The 20,744-nt window shown below is 54.9% G+C and carries 23 protein-coding genes and 1 pseudogene; 11 read left to right on the forward strand and 13 right to left on the reverse strand.

Annotated elements, in window-relative coordinates:
- Positions 1-7 precede the first annotated feature (7 nt).
- The 5 genes from JTY93_RS27985 to JTY93_RS28005 all read left to right on the forward strand — a co-directional run bounded on the left by JTY93_RS27985 (position 8) and on the right by JTY93_RS28005 (position 2,482).
- On the forward strand, positions 8-343 hold the full coding sequence (locus tag JTY93_RS27985) for a hypothetical protein (protein WP_000741275.1): 336 nt from the start codon (positions 8-10) through the stop codon (positions 341-343).
- A gap of 23 nt (positions 344-366) precedes the next feature.
- Entirely contained in the window at positions 367-693 is a 327-nt protein-coding gene (locus JTY93_RS27990) for a hypothetical protein (RefSeq protein WP_000091614.1), read from the forward strand.
- Positions 690-1,070, forward strand: a complete 381-nt coding sequence (locus tag JTY93_RS27995; RefSeq protein WP_001054412.1) for a hypothetical protein — start codon at positions 690-692, stop codon at positions 1,068-1,070. Before JTY93_RS27990 ends, JTY93_RS27995 begins: the two co-directional genes overlap by 4 nt.
- Before the next feature lie 156 nt (positions 1,071-1,226).
- Positions 1,227-1,529, forward strand: coding sequence for a DUF3391 domain-containing protein (locus JTY93_RS28000; RefSeq protein WP_240357310.1), 303 nt, complete (start codon positions 1,227-1,229; stop codon positions 1,527-1,529).
- A gap of 83 nt (positions 1,530-1,612) precedes the next feature.
- Positions 1,613-2,482 (forward strand): HD-GYP domain-containing protein, encoded by an 870-nt coding sequence (locus JTY93_RS28005; RefSeq protein ID WP_223198360.1) that lies wholly within the window; start codon positions 1,613-1,615, stop codon positions 2,480-2,482.
- A gap of 166 nt (positions 2,483-2,648) precedes the next feature.
- Here JTY93_RS28005 and tnpC read toward each other — a convergent pair.
- From tnpC to JTY93_RS28035, 6 genes and pseudogenes are all read right to left on the reverse strand, one after another.
- Positions 2,649-4,007: pseudogene (gene tnpC / locus JTY93_RS28010) on the reverse strand (IS66 family transposase); the annotation flags it as partial.
- Between the two features lie 50 nt (positions 4,008-4,057).
- A complete protein-coding gene (gene tnpB / locus JTY93_RS28015) occupies positions 4,058-4,393 on the reverse strand; it encodes an IS66 family insertion sequence element accessory protein TnpB (RefSeq protein WP_076965119.1) in 336 nt (111 codons plus the stop codon).
- Positions 4,390-4,707, reverse strand: coding sequence for an IS66-like element accessory protein TnpA (gene tnpA / locus JTY93_RS28020; RefSeq protein WP_076965118.1), 318 nt, complete (start codon positions 4,705-4,707; stop codon positions 4,390-4,392). Before tnpA ends, tnpB begins: the two co-directional genes overlap by 4 nt.
- A gap of 252 nt (positions 4,708-4,959) precedes the next feature.
- Positions 4,960-7,461 carry an Hsp70 family protein gene (locus JTY93_RS28025; RefSeq protein WP_076965117.1) on the reverse strand — a complete coding sequence of 834 codons (2,502 nt, stop codon included), beginning with the start codon at positions 7,459-7,461 and terminating at the stop codon, positions 4,960-4,962.
- Positions 7,458-7,811, reverse strand: a complete 354-nt coding sequence (locus JTY93_RS28030) for a hypothetical protein (protein WP_076965116.1) — start codon at positions 7,809-7,811, stop codon at positions 7,458-7,460. Before JTY93_RS28030 ends, JTY93_RS28025 begins: the two co-directional genes overlap by 4 nt.
- 8 nt (positions 7,812-7,819) lie before the next feature.
- Positions 7,820-9,940, reverse strand: coding sequence for a tetratricopeptide repeat protein (locus tag JTY93_RS28035; RefSeq protein ID WP_076965115.1), 2,121 nt, complete (start codon positions 9,938-9,940; stop codon positions 7,820-7,822).
- A gap of 673 nt (positions 9,941-10,613) precedes the next feature.
- Between JTY93_RS28035 and JTY93_RS28040 the strand changes: the two genes are divergently transcribed.
- From JTY93_RS28040 to JTY93_RS28065, 6 genes are all read left to right on the forward strand, one after another.
- Complete coding sequence (locus JTY93_RS28040; RefSeq protein ID WP_076965114.1) at positions 10,614-10,880, forward strand: hypothetical protein; 267 nt, start codon at positions 10,614-10,616, stop codon at positions 10,878-10,880.
- Between the two features lie 35 nt (positions 10,881-10,915).
- Positions 10,916-11,098 (forward strand): hypothetical protein, encoded by a 183-nt coding sequence (locus JTY93_RS28045; RefSeq protein ID WP_076965113.1) that lies wholly within the window; start codon positions 10,916-10,918, stop codon positions 11,096-11,098.
- Between the two features lie 27 nt (positions 11,099-11,125).
- Positions 11,126-11,605 carry a hypothetical protein gene (locus tag JTY93_RS28050; protein ID WP_130898276.1) on the forward strand — a complete coding sequence of 160 codons (480 nt, stop codon included), beginning with the start codon at positions 11,126-11,128 and terminating at the stop codon, positions 11,603-11,605.
- Between the two features lie 356 nt (positions 11,606-11,961).
- Complete coding sequence (locus tag JTY93_RS28055) at positions 11,962-12,102, forward strand: hypothetical protein (protein ID WP_154220710.1); 141 nt, start codon at positions 11,962-11,964, stop codon at positions 12,100-12,102.
- 659 nt (positions 12,103-12,761) lie between these two features.
- Entirely contained in the window at positions 12,762-13,880 is a 1,119-nt protein-coding gene (locus JTY93_RS28060; RefSeq protein ID WP_083743128.1) for a phosphoadenosine phosphosulfate reductase domain-containing protein, read from the forward strand.
- A gap of 123 nt (positions 13,881-14,003) precedes the next feature.
- Positions 14,004-15,788 (forward strand): phosphoadenosine phosphosulfate reductase domain-containing protein, encoded by a 1,785-nt coding sequence (locus JTY93_RS28065; protein WP_076965112.1) that lies wholly within the window; start codon positions 14,004-14,006, stop codon positions 15,786-15,788.
- Between the two features lie 180 nt (positions 15,789-15,968).
- Here the strand turns inward: JTY93_RS28065 and JTY93_RS28070 are convergent, their stop codons facing one another.
- The 7 genes from JTY93_RS28070 to JTY93_RS28100 all read right to left on the reverse strand — a co-directional run bounded on the left by JTY93_RS28070 (position 15,969) and on the right by JTY93_RS28100 (position 20,540).
- Positions 15,969-16,445 (reverse strand): GNAT family N-acetyltransferase, encoded by a 477-nt coding sequence (locus JTY93_RS28070; RefSeq protein ID WP_076965111.1) that lies wholly within the window; start codon positions 16,443-16,445, stop codon positions 15,969-15,971.
- Positions 16,446-16,512: 67 nt separating this feature from the next.
- Complete coding sequence (locus tag JTY93_RS28075) at positions 16,513-16,779, reverse strand: hypothetical protein (RefSeq protein WP_076965110.1); 267 nt, start codon at positions 16,777-16,779, stop codon at positions 16,513-16,515.
- Between the two features lie 160 nt (positions 16,780-16,939).
- Complete coding sequence (locus tag JTY93_RS29540) at positions 16,940-17,674, reverse strand: helix-turn-helix domain-containing protein (protein ID WP_236466703.1); 735 nt, start codon at positions 17,672-17,674, stop codon at positions 16,940-16,942.
- Positions 17,671-18,003: a type II toxin-antitoxin system HigB family toxin gene (locus tag JTY93_RS28085; protein ID WP_038445807.1), complete on the reverse strand. Its 333-nt coding sequence runs from the start codon at positions 18,001-18,003 to the stop codon at positions 17,671-17,673. The genes JTY93_RS29540 and JTY93_RS28085 overlap by 4 nt, the downstream gene beginning before the upstream one ends.
- A gap of 150 nt (positions 18,004-18,153) precedes the next feature.
- Positions 18,154-18,795, reverse strand: coding sequence for an SOS response-associated peptidase (locus JTY93_RS28090; RefSeq protein ID WP_038445805.1), 642 nt, complete (start codon positions 18,793-18,795; stop codon positions 18,154-18,156).
- A gap of 28 nt (positions 18,796-18,823) precedes the next feature.
- Positions 18,824-20,122, reverse strand: a complete 1,299-nt coding sequence (gene umuC, locus JTY93_RS28095; protein ID WP_038445804.1) for a translesion error-prone DNA polymerase V subunit UmuC — start codon at positions 20,120-20,122, stop codon at positions 18,824-18,826.
- Positions 20,112-20,540, reverse strand: coding sequence for a LexA family protein (locus JTY93_RS28100; RefSeq protein ID WP_038445802.1), 429 nt, complete (start codon positions 20,538-20,540; stop codon positions 20,112-20,114). Before JTY93_RS28100 ends, umuC begins: the two co-directional genes overlap by 11 nt.
- Between the last annotated feature and the right edge of the window lie 204 nt (positions 20,541-20,744).

Here is a 20,744-nt window from a genome sequence, read left to right on the forward strand (position 1 = left end):
TCTCCTGATGGCAGCCCGCATCACCGACGACGAATGGGACGAACTGACTCCCGAGAATTTCGATACCACGGCACTGCTGCGTGCAGTCGATGCCGTGGACGTGCTGCGCGGCGATTTGAATGACAGCGCAGACGGCGCACCTCCGCAACTGCGCACCGACCTGTTGAAGCTGCATCAACTGGCAATGGCCGCGTTCAACGAGGGATCACGCAGCCGAGTGGCTGAGCTATTTGATCTCGCCGTGGATCTTCAGGATCAGGTTGATCATCTGATGACCTCGCTGGAACAAGTGCAAGAAACCCTGTCCCGGTTGACGGCGCTCTACCCAGAAAGCCTGTCCTGAATGTTCTTGGAGACAACCACATCATGAGCCGCAGCCGCCGCAAAACGCCCATCGTTGGGCACACGACCTGCCGTAGCGAGCGCGAGGACAAGAAACTCTGGCATCAGCGCTGGCGAACCCACGAGCGCACCGCGCTGGCCAGCGCGTCGCCGGAAGCTCTATGCGCCCATCTGCCTCTACTGGAAAACCAGGTCAGCAACGTCTGGTCGATGGGTAAGGATGGCCGCTCCTACTGGCCCATCAAGCGCCAGGCCGCCACGGCGGATCGCATTGCCAACCACAAGGGACGCAATCCGCAAGAGCGCGCCTCCCTGAAAAAGCGTCTGCTGCGCAAGTGGATGAGCAAATGAACCTGTCCACCATCGAGGCGCTGGCTATCGCTTGGGCGCGAATCGCTGAAGAAGCAGAACTCCCAGCCGGCTACGAGGGCACGGCGACGCCAGAGGCGCATCGGGCCTGCGAGGTGATCCAGGAGCGGATTCGAGAGCACGTCGTCGCCACCAATGACATGCGGCTGTTCGGCCTGCTGCACCTGCTTGGGCAGGCGTCGCTGCGCATGGAGCAAGCGCTGTGGCCGGAAGAATATGCGCGGATGACCCGCGAGGTCGAGGAAGCTCTCCGAGAGGCCGACGACCCCAACGCCAAGTCGTACACCCACGAAGAAGTCATGCAGGCGATGCAGGAACGCATCGACCGAGCGCGAGACAAAGCCATGTTGATCGGCTGACGGAAATTTCGGCGGTTCCGGCTGATCCAAGAATCTTGGCGTGACCTTACCTCCGCTCTACCGCTGGGTGCCAGCCTCGGCGCACGCCTAACCACCCAACTCAGAAAGGAAAATAAGTTGGTAAAACGCATTCCCGTATCCGAGCTTCGTCTCGGCATGTACATCCACAAGCTCGCCGGCTCTTGGGTTCGACACCCATTCTGGCGCGGCAGCTTCCTGCTGACCGAGCCTCAGGATCTCTCTGCCATTCGAGAATGTGGCGTCAGGGGAGGTCTGGGTCGACTTGGCCAAAAGCCAAGTCGACCCAGAGAGCCCAGAGAGCCCAGAGAGCCCAGAGAGCCCAGAGAGCCCAGAGAGCCCAGAGCCCAGAGCCCAGAGCCCAGAGCCCAGAGCCCAGAGCCCAGAGCCCAGAGCCCAGAGAATTGTCGGAGGAGCAATCTCTGCCGTCTAGTCCACTAAGCAAGAAAAGTGACGGCGCAACCTCAATGGAGAGCGAAATGTGTTATGCACGGAAACTCTGTCTTGCGGCCAAGTCCCAAGTCATGGACATGTTCCAGGAAGCCCGGCTTGGCAAGGCCGTCGACCCAAGCACGACGTTGCCGCTGGTCGGAGAAATCGCTGCCTCGGTGCTGCGCCAACCTCATGCCCTCATCAGCGTCGCACGCATCAAAACGCACGACGATTACACCTACCTGCACTCGGTTGCCGTCTGCGCCCTGATGCTATCGCTGGCCCGGCATCTCGATCTAGACGAGGAGCAAACGCGCCTGGCTGGCATCGGCGGACTGATGCACGACCTAGGCAAGGCCGCGATGCCGCTGGAAGTGCTTAACAAACCAGGCAAGCTCACCGATGCCGAGTTCGCCATCATGAAGCGCCACCCTGTGGAGGGCGCAAAGATGCTGCGCGCAGGCGGGGCCGAGCCCGGGGTGGTGGACATTGCCCTGCACCATCACGAGAAGATCGACGGAACCGGCTACCCGGATCGCTTGGCCGGTGACGCCATTTCACTCCTGGCCCGCATGGGCGCAATCTGCGACGTCTATGATGCCGTGACGTCGGAGCGAGCCTACAAAAAGCCGTGGGACCCGTCCGCGGCGATGCGGCAGATGGCCAAGTGGGAGGGCCATTTCGACAAACGCATCTTCCACGCCTTCGTCAAGGCCGTGGGCATCTACCCCGTCGGCTCCTTGGTTCGCCTGTCCTCTCAGCGTCTGGCCGTTGTCGTTGAGCCGGGAATGGAATCACTGCTGACTCCCAAGGTTCGCGTGTTCTTCTCGCTACGCTCGAGAGAGCCGATCCCGATGCAGACCATCGACCTGGCGGCCACGAGTTGCAAGGACAGTATCACTGGCCCCGAAGACCCGACGCTCTGGAACTTCAAGAACCTCGACGACTTGTGGATGGAATAGCCCCCACAAAACGACGGCCCCGTGAGGGAGCCGTTGAACATCGTCGAGCGATGCCCGTCCAGGGAGGGATGGCCGAGCTCGATTCTCCAGAAGGTAGCTGGTGACACGAGTGTTGAGCCCACCCAACTAGGGTGACGGAAATTTCTGGGGTTCCGGCTTACATCCCCAACCAGTTCGACCGCCCAAGCGCCCACGGCCGGATCAAGTTCTCGATCTGATTGTTGTCGATGGGCACAGCACCATCTTCCAGGTAGCGCGTCAGCGCTACCCAGCGTTTGAGACTGTAATCCAGGGCCTTGGCCGTAGCTGAACCCTCGGGCACAAGTGCACGCTGAGCCAACATCCACTCATGCAGCTTTTCAGCGATGGGCACTGCCGTTTCCTGGCGTAATCGCCAACGGTCTTCGTCGCTCATTTCCTTGGCGTGTCGCTCGACTTCATACAGCCCGCCAATCGAGTGAAGCGCCTGCTCTGCCAACTGGCTTTTATTGGCTACATGCAGGTCGAAGAACTTGCGGCGCGCATGGGCCATGCAGCCGATCTCGGTGATGCCCAGCTCAAAGCTGGCCTTGTAGCCGGCAAAGTCATCACAGACCAGCTTCCCGTTCCAGGTGCCCAGGAAGTTGCGCGCATGTTCGCCGGCACGGCTGGGGCTGAAGTCGTAGACCACGGCCTTGAGGGCCGAGAATGGCGTAGTGCTGTAGGCCCAGACATAAGCGCGGTGGGTTTTCTTCTCGCCGGGCGCCAGCATTTGTACCGGCGTTTCATCGGCGTGAACCACGCGCTGGGCCAGCACCACCTCGCGCAGCGCATCGACCAGCGGCTGAAGCTGCACGCCGGTTTGACCCACCCACTGCGCCAGTGTCGAGCGCGGGATAGCCAGGCCGGCACGGCGGAAGATCTTCTCCTGTCGATACAGCGGCAGGTGGTCGGCGAACTTGGCCACCATCACATGCGCCAGCAGGCCCGCCGTGGGGATGCCCTTGTCGATCACTTGAGGCGGCACCGGCGCCTGGATCAGTGTTTCGCACTGCCGGCAGGCCCATTTCCCACGCACATGCTGCTCGACAGTGAACACGCCCGGCGTGTAATCCAGCTTCTCACTGACATCTTCACCGATGCGCTGAAGCTGGCAGCCGCACGCGCATTGCGTGTCGTCCGGGTCGTGATGGATCACAGTGCGTGGGAACTGCGGTGGCAACGGCGCACGCTTGGGTTGCTGGCGTGGTTCTGCCTGCGCAGGTGCTGGATGAAGGGCTTTTAACTCGGCCTCGATGGCTTCGAGGTCAGTATTAAGCAGGTCATCGAGCAAGCTGCCTTGCGCCGGGCTGATCTGCTCGCTGCGTTTGGCGAACTTGTGGCGTTTAAGGATGGCGATCTCGTGAGTGAGCTGCTCGTTGACCGTCTCGATTCGATGGATCTTCTTGCTCATGGTGTCGACCTGGGCCTGCAAATGCACGGCCCGCTCGGCCAGCGCGCGGAGCTGTTCCGGGGTCATTTGGTCGAGATTGAGCAAGAAAGTCATGCCGTGGATTTTACCAAAGCAGCGCGACTGCTTCAGCTAAAAGGCAATATTTAAAGCAATGTAATTGCGCCGCCCGTACCCACTCGTTGCCAAGGTAATCCAAGTACCAGTACTTGGAGTTGCTCGGGGTCGAGTTCAACCTCAGTCCCACGATGGATGCCCGGCCAATGGAACTTGCCCTGGTTCAAACGGCGCGCCGCCAGCCAGATACCGACGCCGTCGTGCACCAGGACTTTCATCCGGTTGGCCCGCCGGTTGGCAAAGAGGTAAGCGCAGTGCGGCTTCGCCGCACCGAACACCGCAACTACTCGGGCCAGTGCCGTTTCAGTGCCGGCGCGCATGTCCATGGGTTCGGTGGCAAGCCAGATGGCATCAACGCGAATCATTGAGCCAGACCACGAATGAAACACGCGCAGCCGTCCGGATCCGAGACTGGCCATTTTACGGTGATGGACTTATCACCCAGAGGCAGCGAGATGATCACCATCTCTTCAGTTGCACGCCTTGGCGCCGGTTTTACCGGAACGAAGGCAGGCAAGGCTGCGACGGGTTGATCCCGATAAATCGGTAGCCACTTGCGGATCACGTTGGCGTTGATGCCGTGATGGATAGCTACGCTGGAAATTGTCGCTCCGGGTTGCAGGCATTCCTGAACGACTTGGGCTTTGAATGGTTTGGGGTAAGAGCTTCGTTGGCGCATGGAAATCCCGGCGATAAGGGCGATCGCGTCCGCTTAAAAATACGCGGACACCATCGCCCTTAATGCTGGGATTTTGAAGGTGTGTTCGCCGGCCGCTTACATTCCAACTTGGGGACGATAGAGAAGACGGAATAAATCGTACGCTAAGCGCTTCGCCTGGGCGCGCAGCCCGGAACGGGCGAAGGCAAGAGGGCTTATAGTGCTTCGTGGTGGAGCGACGGGCCGGTGAAGACCCGCCGCAAACGGCGTTGCTTAAACGATACCGGTATAGAGTCGCACGTCTTCCTCTGCGCGCTCGGTATCGGGAACAAGCATCCACAATTGACCATTTACATCACGCAAATCGTCCCAGTTCTTGGTCGCAACCAGCCGGCGTCCATGGTCGATAAGTTGCTTGGCCTGCGCTTGATCGTTCATGGTCGGCCGTATCTCTTCCAGGTGCTGGAACATACCAACTAGGAAGTCGGGCTGGCGAGCTAGGATTTGGAAGTGAAGTCGCTGCAATTCGCTCGTCGCAGCGTCGATACGCTCTGGGTTGGTTGAGTGGATATGCAACTCCTCTCGGGCCAGGATTTCCTTCAGCTGATGCCGCTCGCGATCGTTGCCCGACTCTTGAACCATGGAGGCCGTATCGGACTTGACCTGGAGATAGTTTGCTTTTGCAGCATCGATCCGCTTGGATGCTGTCAGCTCAAAAATCCCTTGAGCAATCTTGCACTTCTTGTCTTCGAGCTTGAAGCGATCGTCGGTCACGTCATCGCTAGAAAGCGATGCGCTCTCAACGATAAGCGACTGGAGTTCGTCATTCAGTTTCTCCAACTTAGCTGCGCCATCATGGTTGTGGTTCGCCTGAGCGTCCTCAATCTCTGTCTGGATCTTCGTTTCGAGCTGAAGCACCTCGGTGGCCAACAGGCGGGTATCGACGTGGCGGGCCTGGCCCTTGAAGACCTGAGAGAACTCCTGTCCCGTACCGTTAAGGTAGGCGGACACCGTCAAATCTCGTGACTCCGACATTTCGAAGGTCAGATCCACCTCTGTGCCGCGAAGAAGGTCACGGTTAATTTGCTCACCGGTGATAGCCAATATTCCAATCGGCTTATTGGTCGATGAATGTTTTTCGGATGGTCCTTCAACGACCATGATGGTGATGGCGTCGCGAGAGCCTTTGACGATGGTCTTGGCGATCTCAACGGTGCGCTTCCCTTTGGTAGGTAGTACGCAGTTCTTAGCAAAAACAAGGTCGAGTCGTGTGTCCTTGGTAGAACGATCGTCCTTAACTAGGCAAATATCTTCTGGAAGCATCTGACCGGCGACGCTGTAGCGCCCCTGTGCAATCTGGATCGAATCAAAGCCAACATCGATGATGTTGTTCTGGCCGTCAAGGATCTTGAAGGTGAATAGATTGAAGGATCCTTCGCGCAGCGGAAGATCTTCAGCGATACGGGTCGTGAGGGGCTTCAGACCACTGTCAAAGGAGCCGTCGTCATTTGAGATTCTATAGAACAGACCGGCGGTATTTCCTTCAACCTTGGCGGTAAAGGTTTCTTCGCTTTCCTGAGAGTTGCGGTTGTAAACAGCACGAAACTTGATTTGTGAGTTCGTCTGGGCTTTCGGCGCAGCGCCTTCCTGCTTGAATTCCTTGCTGCCCGCAAAGTAAGCAGCTCCGATGGTAATCGCGCTGGTCGGATCAATCGATGTATTGACCGGGATGTTCATCATCTCCTCGACGCGCTTGCGAACGTAGGGGCTGTAGGTCGAGCCACCCACCATCAAGATGAACTTGAGATCACTCGATTGCAGGGAGTTGCGCGTCAGAATTTTTTTCATCATATCGACAGTGCCATCCACTGCGTCCTTGATGACATTTTCGAATTCAGAGCGAGTGATATTCAGGATGGTGTCAATGGCATTGCCCTCGTCATCCACGAGGTCACGAATCATGCCCAGATCGATTTCCGCCGATGCCTTGGTGCTCAATTCGATCTTGGCTTCCTCCGCCTTGTGCAGCAAGACAGTCCAAAGCTTGTTGTATTTGCCTTTTTCGCTTTTCATTTGAGCAAGAAGGTCTTCGAACTTTCCGCGGCGGTTGATCTCCGGAACAAGGATCCTCTCAACGATCATCGAGTCAAAGTCAGATCCACCTAAATAGTTATCACCTTCGTGATCAACCACCGTTAACTCCCCTTCGACAATCTTGACCAATGCTACGTCAAAGGTACCGCCGCCCAGGTCATAAACAATCCATTGGCTGTTCCGAAGGTCGTCGCTCTTTTCCTTGTTCGCATACGCCAAACTAGCTGCAATCGGCTCTTGTAGCAGGACAACGTGCTTGAAGCCGGCTGATATTCCTGCGTCCTTGGTGGCGTTTGACTGCACCGTATCAAATGAGGCGGGTATGGTGATTACCGCAGCTTCGACTGCTTCGCCGGAATGTACAAATCCCTTTAGCTCCTTGAGAACAAAAGCAGAAAGCTCGATCGGAGTCTTGGATGCATTCAGTGACTGAATCTTGATGGTTTCTGTAGTGCCCATCTTTCGCTTGAAGCGGCTGGCAACGCTCTTCGGGTCCTTTTCGGCATACGTGCGAGCCTGGTCACCTACCATGATCCGGTCATTTCGGAAGCCTACGATCGACGGGAGTGTTTCCTTGAAGCCGTTGGGATTCTTGAATACCTCGACTGACCCTTTGTCAAATTTAGCGATCAGCGAGTTGCTGGTTCCCAGGTCAATCCCGAAATTGATCATCTTTGTCATTGTGATACCTCCTCCTTGCTCTGTACTACAACGATCCCTTTTTGCACAACCCGTGAAACCGGGCCATTTACCAGCCTAATCACAGGCTTGATGACCTCAGTGACTACCAGATTCTCAATGCCTGCTCCGACAATGGTGGCTTCGAGGTCCGTGCGTGTCTCTTTGAAGGGCTGTCCCAGCGGATCCTCGATAATCAAGGACTGCTGTTCGAATTCCTCCTTGATTCGGTCAACGTTGCGTTTAGCGTGTCCAGGGTCGCCGTGAACTTCCAGCTTGCGTTCTATTTCATAAAGGCTGTTCAGTACGACAAGCGTCCAGCGTGGTATTTCAATTGGCGGGGGAATGGACATGACTATCCTTAATCGCAGTTGAATGACATTGGAAATAATCGGAGCAACATGGCGTTTGGAACGTCACGTAAGCTGATAGGGAGAGACTTCTTTCCTCTGATTTTATCTACTACTATGGCTGAGCCATTCTGAAGCACGACATCTATCCCACTCCAAGGCACTTGATTTTGGCTGGTGAAAATCAGCCATTTTGATTCGAAGCTCATGCCATTTTGTGTGATCTGGATCGGACCAACTGTCAGGGTTCCGCCACGTTTTAGCTCGCCGAGGAGGTTTTCCATCACGTCGGGAATGATGTAGTGAAACGCGGCATTGACGAGCTTTTCGAACAGCTCATCCTGTTTGTCGCGGTCGGAAGATGTCCATGTAAGCATGTACTCCTTTCCAGTCCGCCGCTTAGCGGCGAATAGATAGTTATGTGAGCCATTTTGCTCGACCATTATTCCCCAGCGTAAGGCTCGGATCTCATTCGCTGGGCACAGGTCACCGTTATCGGAAACGCCTTCCTTCGTAATTTTCCAGTGGCGAGCATTCCCGAAGGTCAAGTGAGACTCGTGCTCTCGTTGCTTTTTGATCATCTCCGAGATGGCTTCGAAGTCTTCTTTCAAACGCTGTGTGAGCTCAATGGACTTGAAGGAAAACTCTTTACTTTTCTCAATAATCGCCAAAGAAAGTTCCGAGTCTTCATGGACGTTGTGCGCATCAATGGCAATGCTTCTGACCAAACCTACCGCTTCATTTTGCAAGTTGCGGAAGTAGGGCGGCAGCAGATTCAGGATGCTGATGATTTTGTGCGTCTCCAGAACCTCATCGATCTGTTTGACCGTTACTTTAATAGCCTCTGCCCGATTCTTGAGCTCCCGTAGCGGGATCAATATGGAGTCCGCTTCTCGTAATGCGTTTTCAAAGCAGCGATCGGCATAGGAGGGCATGACCCAGCGACGGCCATCGAGCAATGCTTCAATGACGGGCACATCCCGGGCTGCAACGGCCTTATTAAAAATGCGGTCGTACTGTGCTGAAAATGGATCGCTTAACCACTCCCTGAGCGCTTCGGAAACACTCACTCGCTCGATAAAATCGAGGGGCGACCACTCTTCGTCCAGAAGGAAATGGTTGATATCGCCTTTTGACAAAAACTCCAGAAGAGGTTTGCACTTATATACTTCCCAGTGATGGGAGGCGACCTCTATGTCGGACAGCTTTTCCGCTAACTCAATCGCCTTTGAACGATCGACAGTTAGCCCAGGCATCCAATGTAGTTTTCCCTCCTCAAGCTCAATTTCCTGAAGTAACGTCTTTTTCCATTTTTGGACAACCTTGGGTTCAAGATCACCGAAATCGAAGTCTTTCGGGCAATTCAGGAGCTGGAAAGGGTTGATGTAGATCGAGTACCACTGATCTTCCGCCTGGCAGAGTGACTTTCGGGACGATTGAACCTTGCGAGCCAAATCCAAAAGTGGAGCCTTGACAGACAGGATGCGGTTTGGCGCCTTTTCGTTAGACTCGTCTTTGCGCATGACCAAGCGCCAACAGTCAACGGCATCAACGTCTTGGGACACGTCATCCAAGTTGTAGGCGAGGCCCAGGTTGAAAAGCGATGCGGTGTCATCGCTTTGGTGCGCGTTGCGCGACCAGTATTTGATGGCATCAAAGCCATGGTTGTTGAGGAAATGTAGGATGCCTAATCGATTCAGGTGCCATGGACTGAGACTCTCAAGTTCATCGAGCTTGGTGAGTACTAGAATTTCTTCCGCTCGCTTCTCAGTGTCATTGTTCTGTCCGTAGATATGAGCAAGCCCTCGTAGCGCCTCAATCTCCTCATTGTCACAGTTAAGTGCAGTCTCGAACGAGCTTGCTGCTTCCTCAGGAGCCCCCAGATCAAGCTCCAAGCTGCCCCGTTTTGCCCACGCTTGGGCAAAGTATGGGACTTTGTCGTTGGTTTCCTTGAGAGCTTCTAGGGCAGCCTCTTTCCTGCCTAGGGAAATATTGTTGAGTGCCAGAAGCCACCAGCCATCAGCATTGTCGGGATCCTGGACCGTGGCTGCTTTGGCAGAAATTACTGCTTCCTCGTATCGATCGCGCCTACGTTGATCTCTAGCCTTTTCTATTAGCTCTTCTACGTCCATATTCGTATTTTGGATCCAGTTATGGCAGTGGCGAAACTGCCATGATTCTGGCAATTTCGGATATGCGCAAGAGCAAGCCGACCTCCCGCGACCAGCGCCGCATCAGAGTAGGGTCGATTTCTGCATTTCCTGACGCTCCAGCGTCCACCTCTATTGCCTCAACCTGACAGGCGAAGCGCTTAGCGTACGATTTATTCCGTCTTCTCTATCGTCCCCTACCTGAGTTGTATCAGAGCGACTTGGAACTCTCCCCTAAGCAAATGGAGGAGAAATACTCTCATCTCGGAGGTGAACATCCCTTCTTGAACAATTACCAATGGCTTCAAACTGTCCGTCACAACCAGACCCAGTTGGGCTACTGGGAATGGGTTCGTGGAGAACTGCTGACCTTGCGCCGTGACCTTCTTAACTAATTTTTAACTTGGCTAGCTACTTCACTTCGACCGAATAATCTTGTGTTGGCTTGTATTGCCTGAGCACCAGACTTTGACAACGTTGGTCGTAGACCAGACCATGCAAATATCGCTTGGGCGCTATGCCCGTGCAGCTCGCCCGCATCAGCCGCGCCGTCTAACTAAGGAAATCGCTCAGCTGCACCCTCAAGCCCGCCCCGTGCGGGCTGAGGTCGTAAAGGGTTAGCGATTTTTCGCGCCCATTTCAGAAGGATAATTTCATGTCGATCCAAGCATTGCGCGCTGTATGGGGTACTCAATTCCCGCTTCTGAGTGAGCGAGTAAAAGCGAGTTTGTTCAGCCAGCTCGCTCACATCCAGGACGCAACCACCGAAGCCGCCGTAAATGAAGCAGTATTCTTGGCTAAAGGCTTTATCGTCGCGCTCCTTGAGGCTGAACTGACCGACGAACAAGGTATGCATCTATTAGGCACAAGCCTGTTGCGCGTTGAGAGCGAGGCTTTGGCTCGAATCCGCGCTACCCGCTGAGTCCGGTAAGTATCTAAAGTATTCGAGGAAAACCTATGGCCATCTACGACGAAATGCGCGCCCAACTCCAGGAACTGATCGAGCTGTTGGAGCAGGATACGCAGTACACCGCTGCTGTTGCGCATGGTGCGATTGTGGCCGACCAAGGCACAGCGCAGTCCCACCAGCAGCGTGCTGCTCGCATCGTCGAACTGAAGCGTAATTACGGGCTCAAGTGACCCCTCACAGCCACAACGGAAAAAGCCATGCTCAGAAAAATGGTTACATTTAGTTTGATCACTTTGATAAATGGATGCGCGTCGAACAATGTTGCACCAGTTCTACTGTCTAATCCGAACGTAAAAACTGTAGTAGGTGCTCAGGGCTATCCTGTCTTGGACGTTATTCGCTTTGAACGCCACAAACCATCTACCCTCGAGCAAGCATCGCAATGCATCAAGGCGAGCGTTGATGGTCTAGAAGCTGCTCCAATTTTGATAGCCCAGAACGTACAGGCTTCAGGTACAAGCTCATTCGAGCCGCCACCTCCATCGATTGGTAAGCCGTTCCGCTTCACTCTGACGGCCAGCACTGGAACCTCAACTGTCTTCACTTTCGAGCGAATCCGCTACACAAACGCAGGGCCTATTGGCGCTATAGAGGGGATTGGAGCAGAGAACGCTTACGAGGTAATGCGAGATATTGCAGATAGAATCGAACGATGTTTGCCCCTTGCCAGCACTTAATAATTCACAACGTGCAGTACCCAAAGCCCTGCCGTCGAACGCTGGGCAGTGGCAGTAGAAACATGCCAATTCAGGCACTCGGCTAGAGCAGGAAAAATATGCCTCGCACTTACCCTCCAGGGTACTGCCCTGATAGATGCTCCGGCGGTCGATCAGATCGACAAATGACCGTACAGGAAGGAATGCTTTACCAGCTTCCAGATACTGTTCGTGCTGAGATCACGGCACACGGCGGCGCTAAGCGGTGCACATACTGCGGTCTGGTGTATTTGTCAGCACCGCTCCAAATGGGTGGCCGCCTTGGGTTCTGGAACTCTGGTGTTCGGGGCCAAGGCTGGGCAGATTAGGAAAAAGCCGTGAAGTTTCGCGATGAGTTGAATCTCCACCATTGGGGAGATGTGGCAGAGATAACCACGACCAGCCCCGCAGATTTGATCGAAGCAGGGGACAACGAACTTCATGCGCTGCGCCGCAGCGCGATATCGCGTGTTGCGTGAGCACTGGTTGCGGATCGAGGAAGGATCGACAGTGCACCGTACCCGGGGATTGGACCTCTGGTGCGACAAGCGTCTACCAGCCTCAAAAGATCAATCACCGAAAAGTTGACGGATAAGCACCATGGACGTGAAAGCCAACCTTCACCCTTGCGCTCATTGCGAGCGCACTGGCACATGCAGTAAAGCGGCTAATGGGGCCACATGCGCCTCATGTGTGCAGAGCAACGACCTGAAAGGATCTGGGCACGTTGGGCTTCCATGCGGAATCTGCGGCGGGCTGGGCCATGCCGAGCCGAAGACGGAACGAATCAACAAACGTATGCAGCCGATTTTGGCCATCGTGACGTTGTACTTCTTAATGGCGGCCATTTTGGTAAGTGCTACCGTCAAGAGTCCCTACTTCTCAGAAATTCTGGCCTTCGCCAGTCCCCTGATCGGTGTAGTGCTGGCATTTTACTTCAGTGCGCGCAGCAGCACTCGACCATAGGAAAAGTCGCCCAGGTTCACCTTGGGCCTCACCATTGTGCGGGCCCGGGTCACTACCTATTTCTCATCTCGATATTAGGAGAACGCCTCCTCCTGCGCCCATCATTTGGGTTTATCTGTTGCCGTCATAGGTTGAGTCTGTAAGCACCAAATAGGTGTTATGAGGACAGCCAATGAACGCGTCAATCTCCCGCGAACACCAGTTCGACGACCAGGTAGTTATCCCAGCGCTGGGCCAGCAGCTCAACTTGCTTGGGTTCGAGCCTGAGCCTGCTGTGCTGGCAGAGGGAACCTATTTCGATGCCCCGACAGTGGATCTCGACAGCTATGACCACGTTGTAGTCTGTGTGTCTGGCAAGGACAGCATCGCTTGCCTGCTGGCACTGATCGAACAGGGTGTGGATCTGCGTCGTGTTGAGCTCTGGCACCATCGGGTGGATGGTGCAGAGGGGAGCACCCTCATGGACTGGGCTTTCAATGACAGTTTTATCGAGAAGTTCGCTGCTGCATTCAATCTGCCGCTCTATTTCTCATGGTTGCAGGGTGGCATCGAGGGCGAAATGCTCAAGATGGAAGCCTACTCCAAGCCTCACGTGGTCGAAACTCCAGCCGGAACTATCTGCCTGGATCGCGATACCAGTCGGACTTCTCCAGCGACCCGCCGCCGGTTTCCTCAGCAAAGCGCCAACCTGGCAACGCGCTGGTGTAGCTCTGCAGCCAAGATCGACGTGGGCCGCCGGGCCATCACCAACCAGGGGCGCTTCCTCGGTAGCAAGACCTTGTTCGTTACTGGCGAGCGCCGCGCTGAGTCGAGCAACCGCAGCAAATACAACCAGTTGGAGCCTCATGCAGTTGACCGGCGCAAGGGTCGCCTCGGCCGGCACGTAGATGCTTGGCGACCGGTACTGCACTACAGCGAAGAACAGGTGTGGGAACTGCTTGCTCGCCATCGGGTAGAGGCACCTGTTCCCTACCGTTTGGGATGGGGGCGCTTCAGCTGCATGACGTGCATCTACAACTCACCAAAGGTATGGGCCACAATCCAAAAATACTTCCCAGAACGGGTCACCCCGATAGCAGGTTACGAGGACGAGTTCGGCTGCACCATCAGTCGACAGAAAATCAACGTGGTGGATCTGTCGGCCACAGCGGACGCGTTTGATATCACCGATCTGGACGCACTTGCCCAAGGGCGCCAGCGCGAGTACACGCTGCCGATCTTCACGCCCGAGGGCAAAGCCTGGCAGTTGCCAGCTGGAGCTTTCGTAACAGAAGGCTGCGGATCGGTTTAAAAAACTCCTCTGCGGTTTCCTCACGAACCGAGGCCGTTCTCAATCCCTTGGGATTGCCGATGCCTGCCGTACCTTGAATCCATCAGCTCCAGTGAGGAGTTGGATTCAAGCACGGAGCTTGTCATGCAGCTGTTCGATTTCGATCTATTCTCTTCTGCTGGCGTCCAGGAGATGCCTGCCAAAGTTATTCGTGGGCCTAAGAAGACGTTGGCCGAGAAGATTGCCGAGGCGGTCGACGCTGTGAAGCGCGTCGTGCGAGCCGGCAAGCAGCCTGTTGTGGCGTGGAGTGGCGGCAAAGACTCAAGCGTTACGCTGAACATCGCGTTCACTGCAATTCGCGAGTTGGCCACCGAAGGTTTCGAGGTGCCAACCTTGAACGTCATGCACTCCGACACCCTCATGGAAAACCCGGTGATCCACTGCTACAACCAGAGCCAGATGCAGCAAATGCAGGCTTACGCGAAGGCTGAGGGCATCGAGTTGAAAGTGTGGGTAGCGAAGCCAGGCCTGAGCAATGACTACTTAGTTAGCATGGTCGGTGGGCGCATCATCGCCAGCGTTGGCTCCAACGCCAAATGCCAGCAAATGACCAAAGCAGACCCCATGAAACGAGTGAAGAAAGCAATCCTTCGCGATGTTTCGGCGCGCCTGGGCCGAAAGTGTGCTGATGACGATATCGTTTCGCTGATCGGTACCCGGTTCGATGAGTCCGTGCAGCGCGAGCGGAAAATGTCTGAGCGCGGCGAGAGCGCCTTTGAAGCTGTGAACCTCGGCGCCGGCGCTGGCTCGCACGACTGGGTACTCAGCCCAATCGCTGAAATGACCACCATGGACGTGTTCAGCTACATCGGCCAGGTGGTAGCCGGTCGGATTGAATGCTACGACCGCTTTAATCGGTTGGTTGAGATCTACCGCGACATGAATGGCGGTGACTGCATGGTGAACGTCTACCTGGCAGGGAAACAATCAGAGCGCCCCGCGTGTGGCCATCGCACAGGCTGCTGGTCATGTACCCGTATCTCTCGAGACTCGTCCGCCGAGAGCATGATTGCCAAGGAAGGCGGCGAGTACGAGTGGCTCAAGCCCCTGAACGACTTGCGGAACTACATCAAGGCCCGCCACTTCGATCCGAGCGCTCGATGCTGGCTGGCGCGCACGGTTGATAAGGAAACGGGGACGATAGAAATCGCTCCGAATTCCTACTCGCCGGCATTCACCAAAGATTTGCTGGGAATCATGCTCACGATTCAGCTCGATGAATTTGACGCTGCACATCAAGCCGGTATTGAGCCCCGTTTCACACTTCTGGACATCCAGCAACTGCTGGCAATAGAGGCGCTTTGGGGGCGGTATGGGTACCAAAAGCCTTTTACGGCAATGAGGGTGTTCCTGGAGGTCTACGAGCAAGGGGTTCGCTATGAAGTCCCGAATATAACGTCGCTGCCAAAATATACCGAAGCGGATCTGAGATACCCAGAAGTCGAAGTCCCGTTCTGTGATGATCAGTACCTGGGAATGTTCAACGGCTTACGCAGTATTTCCCATGCGGCTGCAGATGCAGAGCTCCTGACCAGAACACGCAATGGCATGTTGGTCATGGACGTGGTGACCAGCAGTGGGTTTGAGATCGATCGCGAGGGCGCAGAGCTATTCGTGAACCTTGAATTGGACAACGCCCTGTCTCGAGTTACCTTTGACCAGTCTCCGACCGCTGGGCTGCACTACCTGCTGGGGTTGGGAACAATCGCAATCTTCAAGGGTGATCATTCCGACTGGGACCGGATGATGCGCATGTCCAATCAGATCTTCAGAAGCGATCTGCAGCCCATCTTGCACGATCGGGCTAGGCTGATCAGGAAACTTGGCGGTCATACCCTTGGCCAGCTTGAATTATTGCCAGTTCCATAGGCGCAGTAGGGTTAACCAGCTACGAAGAATGGAAGAATGCCCGTTTCAACTTCAGGGCTTGTTCCAACTGGTTGATAGTCAGAGCACTCTCCTCATTTTGTAGATGCGATAATAGGGGCTCCCTACTGACCTGGCACCGCGTCTGAGGATTGGACTTGTGGTGTACCTGGGCGACTTCCTTCAACACTCTATGAGTCGGGTAAATGCCAAAGCGGCCTCACCAGAAACGCTATCAGTTGTCAGCTCTGGGCTCTGCGATATGGTCTTGGTTGCTACCTTTATCGAGGCGAGGTTGGACGTGCCTACGACAGCCTCGATGTAGAACTGTTTCACACCGTGCCGGGCCAGCCCGTTGCGAAGTTCTTCTAATCCCTGCACAACAATTTCAGTTGCCCATCCTCTCCCGCGATAAACTTCTGGAACGGCATATCCGATTTGAAAACATGCAATGCCGTCTATGGGATCAACACTCACAAACATTGACATCGCCTTGACTCGGCCATGCTCGACCCGGGCATAGGTGTACCTAACACGACCATTTTTTTTATCAGCCACAACCCGCACAGACTGGTAGTTTTCAGCAGGGTGGGTAGGCATACCTTTACGAACCTCCACCTGCAGGCTCACGAGTGCCGCGAGCGGGTCAGTCATTGACATTTGATTATCCCGTTAATGGTTCAGTTGGTAACCGTGACTGATTTCTGTTGGTTAGCGGACTTAACCGTTACTGGGCACCCTCGTCCGACAGTCGACTACTGGCCTGCACCATGGTTTCAATCAGTTGGCAACTGATGACCCCGCCCTCTTGCCTGGTGATCAGACCGGCATCTACCAGGGCTTGCAGATAGCCCTGTCCCTGATGGAACTCAAGCCTAACCTGATCTCTGGATTGGGCTGTTCGAAGCTGTTTCAGACGCTCCTCACAGCTTCGTTGTATTTGTTCATTGGGGTACTTGGCCTGTACGTCGAAAGCGGTAGGCTTGTCGGTCATTGTGTCTCTCCTATTATTTTCCGTGGCTTGTGGAGCGTGTGGTGGACGAGGAGACTCTCCGCTTCGCGCAAAAGCAACGTTCAAAGCCTTGGAACATGATTCGTACATTGCTCGCCAAAGTTCAATACACGAGTTGTGCAAAGGCTGAATATTTGAGGAATTACGGCTTAGGTCCACGGTCGCTTGGTTTAGGCGCACGCGCCACTAACCTATGATCATCATCTTGCCGAGTTGGCCACCAGCTACCAGCAGGTTGCGCTGGCCGAGCTGCCGGCTTTGATGGCTTAGCAGGCGCTGACGGCTTGAATGGCTTAGCAGGCACAGCCACTGCGGGTTTTGGCCCATTGCCCGAGTGCAATTTGAGCTTAGGGAGACTGACAGGTTGCTGTTTATTCGATACAGACATCGCTAAGGCGGCATCTACAGTAGCCTTACCAGGTGTTGGGGCGAATGCTTTCGGGTCCATGCTAAATCTCTCAGCTAGAGCGAACGCCATTCTATGGCTGATCGGTAATCTGCCGTTGAGCACCTTTGATACAGCTGCCTTATCGCCAATTTCCGGTAGATCTGAACCTGTGAGCTGCAGTGTTTCCATCAAATCTTTAAGCAGCTGCACCGGCGTGGTTTTGGCTGTGAAAGATTCGTTGAAGGCCTTGAACTGCTCACCGTCTTGCTCGTAAGCGAGAATAGCGTCCTCGAGCTCGACCAGAATCTTTTCCTCATACTTGTTGAGGTCATGCCCGTCGGTCAGCTCATCAAGCAAGACCGAGGCGCGTGCGTAGTCCGCGGCGTCATTAATGCCATTGACGAACTGGCCGCTCAGCTGCTCGAGAAGCATTTGGAGATCTTCGAGCGCGGCGCGCACGGTCTGCGAATTCTCTAGAACAGTGATCATGGTTTGATTCCTCGTTTGTTGCTGGCATACCACTCTGTAGCCGTGTCGTAGTCAGCATGGGTGTAAATGTGCTTCACATAAAGCTTTTGCCTGGCGTAGTTAACGCCTGCAATCAGCCTCAAATTGTTCCCACCAATATCAATTACTACCCAACAGTCATCAGCGCGGTATTTGAAGAGATCGATAGTGTGACCGAATATTTTTTCCAGATCCGTGTAGCTCTTTGGCTCTGCCTCCGTCAGCAATCTGTAACATCGTTGAAGCCCGCTCCGATCGTTCGGGTAGCGATTCGCGGCATCTTGAAACCGCTGCTTGAGCAATACGTCCATGGGCTTTCCTAACATTTAGGATCAAGAATACTCCAGTTGTGTATTTTGACAACTGATATTTCGATCCGCCTTCAGCGAAGTGCCACTTTTTTTGTACATGGGTGGTGCCGATGCTCAGGCTTCTGGTCGACACTGATAAATCACAGAAAATCACACAGCCACGGCCATCCGATCTGCTGGGTACTGCCGCATGAATTCCATGCTCTCGCAGGCTGGAGCTTTCAACCAGTCGCTGTATAGCCCCCGGGGCAGTATGACGACCATACGTTTTTCATCCTGGGGTTTGTGGTAGTTGCGCATGAATGGGTGATCGTCCGCGTTGATGGTCAACATGGTGTAGCTGTGCAAGATCTCCCCGGTGCCGGGATCGCGCCATTGCTCCCATAGACCCGCGATGCCCATCAACTCGCCATCTGTCCGCGCAATCCGCGTGGCTATTGCCTTTCCTGATCGCCAGTCAGGCTCATAGATGGCTGCTGCGGGAATAATGCAGTGCTGGGCCAGACGCCAGGCACTGCGAAAAGACGGTTTTTCCGCGACGGTTTCAGACCTGGCGTTGTAAGTACGCCGCGCAATTTTGGTGTCCTTGCTCCAGGACGGTATCAATCCAAATGAACCGGACAGCGCCTCTACCGGCATCTGCACCGCTCCATCGTGATCAACCTGTTCCGCGCGGCGGACGAAAGGCCCGATGTAGCCTGGCCATAGGTCCAACTTGCCCTGCTCATAGGGATCGATGCCGAATGTGTGGGCGAGCAGCCGCGGCGTCGGCGCTTCATAATGACTGCACATGTAAAAACTCCCTCAGATTATTTACGCCTCAATTGGCGTTCACCGTCCATAACTGGTCAAGCCTCGTGGTGTAGCTCTGGCTCATCAACTCACGCCGCATCGCCCAGGCCGGCGCTGCCGGCACTGCTGCGGCGCGCAGCGTACCCCGCCCCCACCGGTTATTGATCTCATCGAGGACATTCATCACCTTATCCGCCGCGGCTGGTTGCGTATGCGCAAAGAGATCATCTGTGAATTCACCAGGTTGACGCAGATCCATGAGCAAAACTTCGGCCTTGCTGTATCGAAACCCGGGGCGGAACAGGCGTTCTACTGCCTGTGTCGCTGCCTTGGTGATCAGGCGCACGTCATTGGTGGGATAGGGAAGCTCCACAAGAACGCCGTTGGCGTAACGCGCTTCGTCCGGGTTGAACATGCCGGTTCGAATACTCACGCGGATCTTTTTGCACAGAGAATGCTGAGCTCGCAGCTTCTCCGAAGCCCGTTGCACGTAGGTGGCCACCGCTTCCTTAATCGGCTCGATCGTCTCCAATCGCACACCAAACATTCTGCTGCAACAGATCTCCTGTTTGGACGGAGCTGCGTCTTCCAGCGCCAGACAAGAAGTGCCGGCAAGCTCGCGTATGGTTTTCTCAAGGACGACGCTGAATTTACGGCCGAGCAGGACCGGGTCCGCCGTGGCCAAGTCCATTGCTGTGCGAATGCCCAAGGCCTGCATGTGTGCCGACATGCGTCGACCAATGCCCCACACCTCTTCAACGGCGGTGTTACGCAATACCCAGTCGCGTTTGAAAGGATCGCACAGGTCCACCACCCCGCCAGTCTGCGATTGCAGCCGTTTTGCGGTGTGATTGGCCAGTTTGGCCAGTGTTTTAGTATGGGCAATGCCCACACCCACCGGGATACCGGTGTGTTTTAGGACTTTGGCACGGATCTTTCGGCCGAATTCGGTGAGGTCGCCGGGCATGCCGGTCAACGTACAAAATATTTCATCGATACTATAAATTTCTGAGTCGCAAACCATTGATTCTATTATGGTCATGACTCTTTCGGACAACTGACCGTACAACGCGTAATTGCTGCTGAAAGCCACGATTCCGTGCCGGCGCAAGGTGTCCTTGATCTGGAAATAGGGTGCGCCCATTTTGACGAAGGGCTTGGCATCGTAGCTACGGGCAATAACACAGCCATCATTATTGCTCAGCACGACAATCGGCGTGCTGGCCAGATCCGGCCGAAAAACACGCTCACAACTGGCGTAGAAGCTGTTGCAGTCAGCCAGCGCAAAAATCGGCAAGGCTGGATCGACGGCAGTATTAACGCTCATGATCGCGAACGCTGTAGTTAACCACACCCCATATCACCAGTTCGTCGCCCTCCATCACATATCTAGGCGGAAATTTGGGGTTTTCGGCCATCAACACCACTTGGCCATCTCGCTTGTGCAGACGTTTGCACACGCACTCGGTGTTGAGCGCCGCAATGACGATATCGCCATGTCGCGCCGTTTTACTTCGATCAACGATCACCAGATCACCGCTGAAAATGCCCGCGCCTTGCATGCTGTCGCCCAGGATCTTGGCTAGGTACACATGCGGTGCCCTGATATCAAACAGCTCGTCCAGAGATATCAGCTTTTCAAGATGGTCCGCTGCCGGCGACGGAAAGCCAGCAGATACCTGACACGAATACAGCGGTAGCGATTTACCACCGCTCGCAATGGGACCAAGAAGGGTCACGCTCATAAACCTGGCCTGAAGAAATAACTGTATGGATACACAGTTAACTGCGTACTCAACGCGCCGTCAATCTTCGCCGACCGGATGCACAATCGTTAGAGGTACCCCACCAGGACGCGCAGTGGGCTTTGAAGACCAGCCCGCCTTCAACCACTTTCCAGACGGGGGGATGCTTTCTTTGACTTTGGCTCAGGATAAATTCGGTCCAAG

It is taken from the genome of Pseudomonas hygromyciniae (assembly GCF_016925675.1).
Taxonomy (GTDB): Bacteria; Pseudomonadota; Gammaproteobacteria; order Pseudomonadales; family Pseudomonadaceae; genus Aquipseudomonas; species Aquipseudomonas hygromyciniae.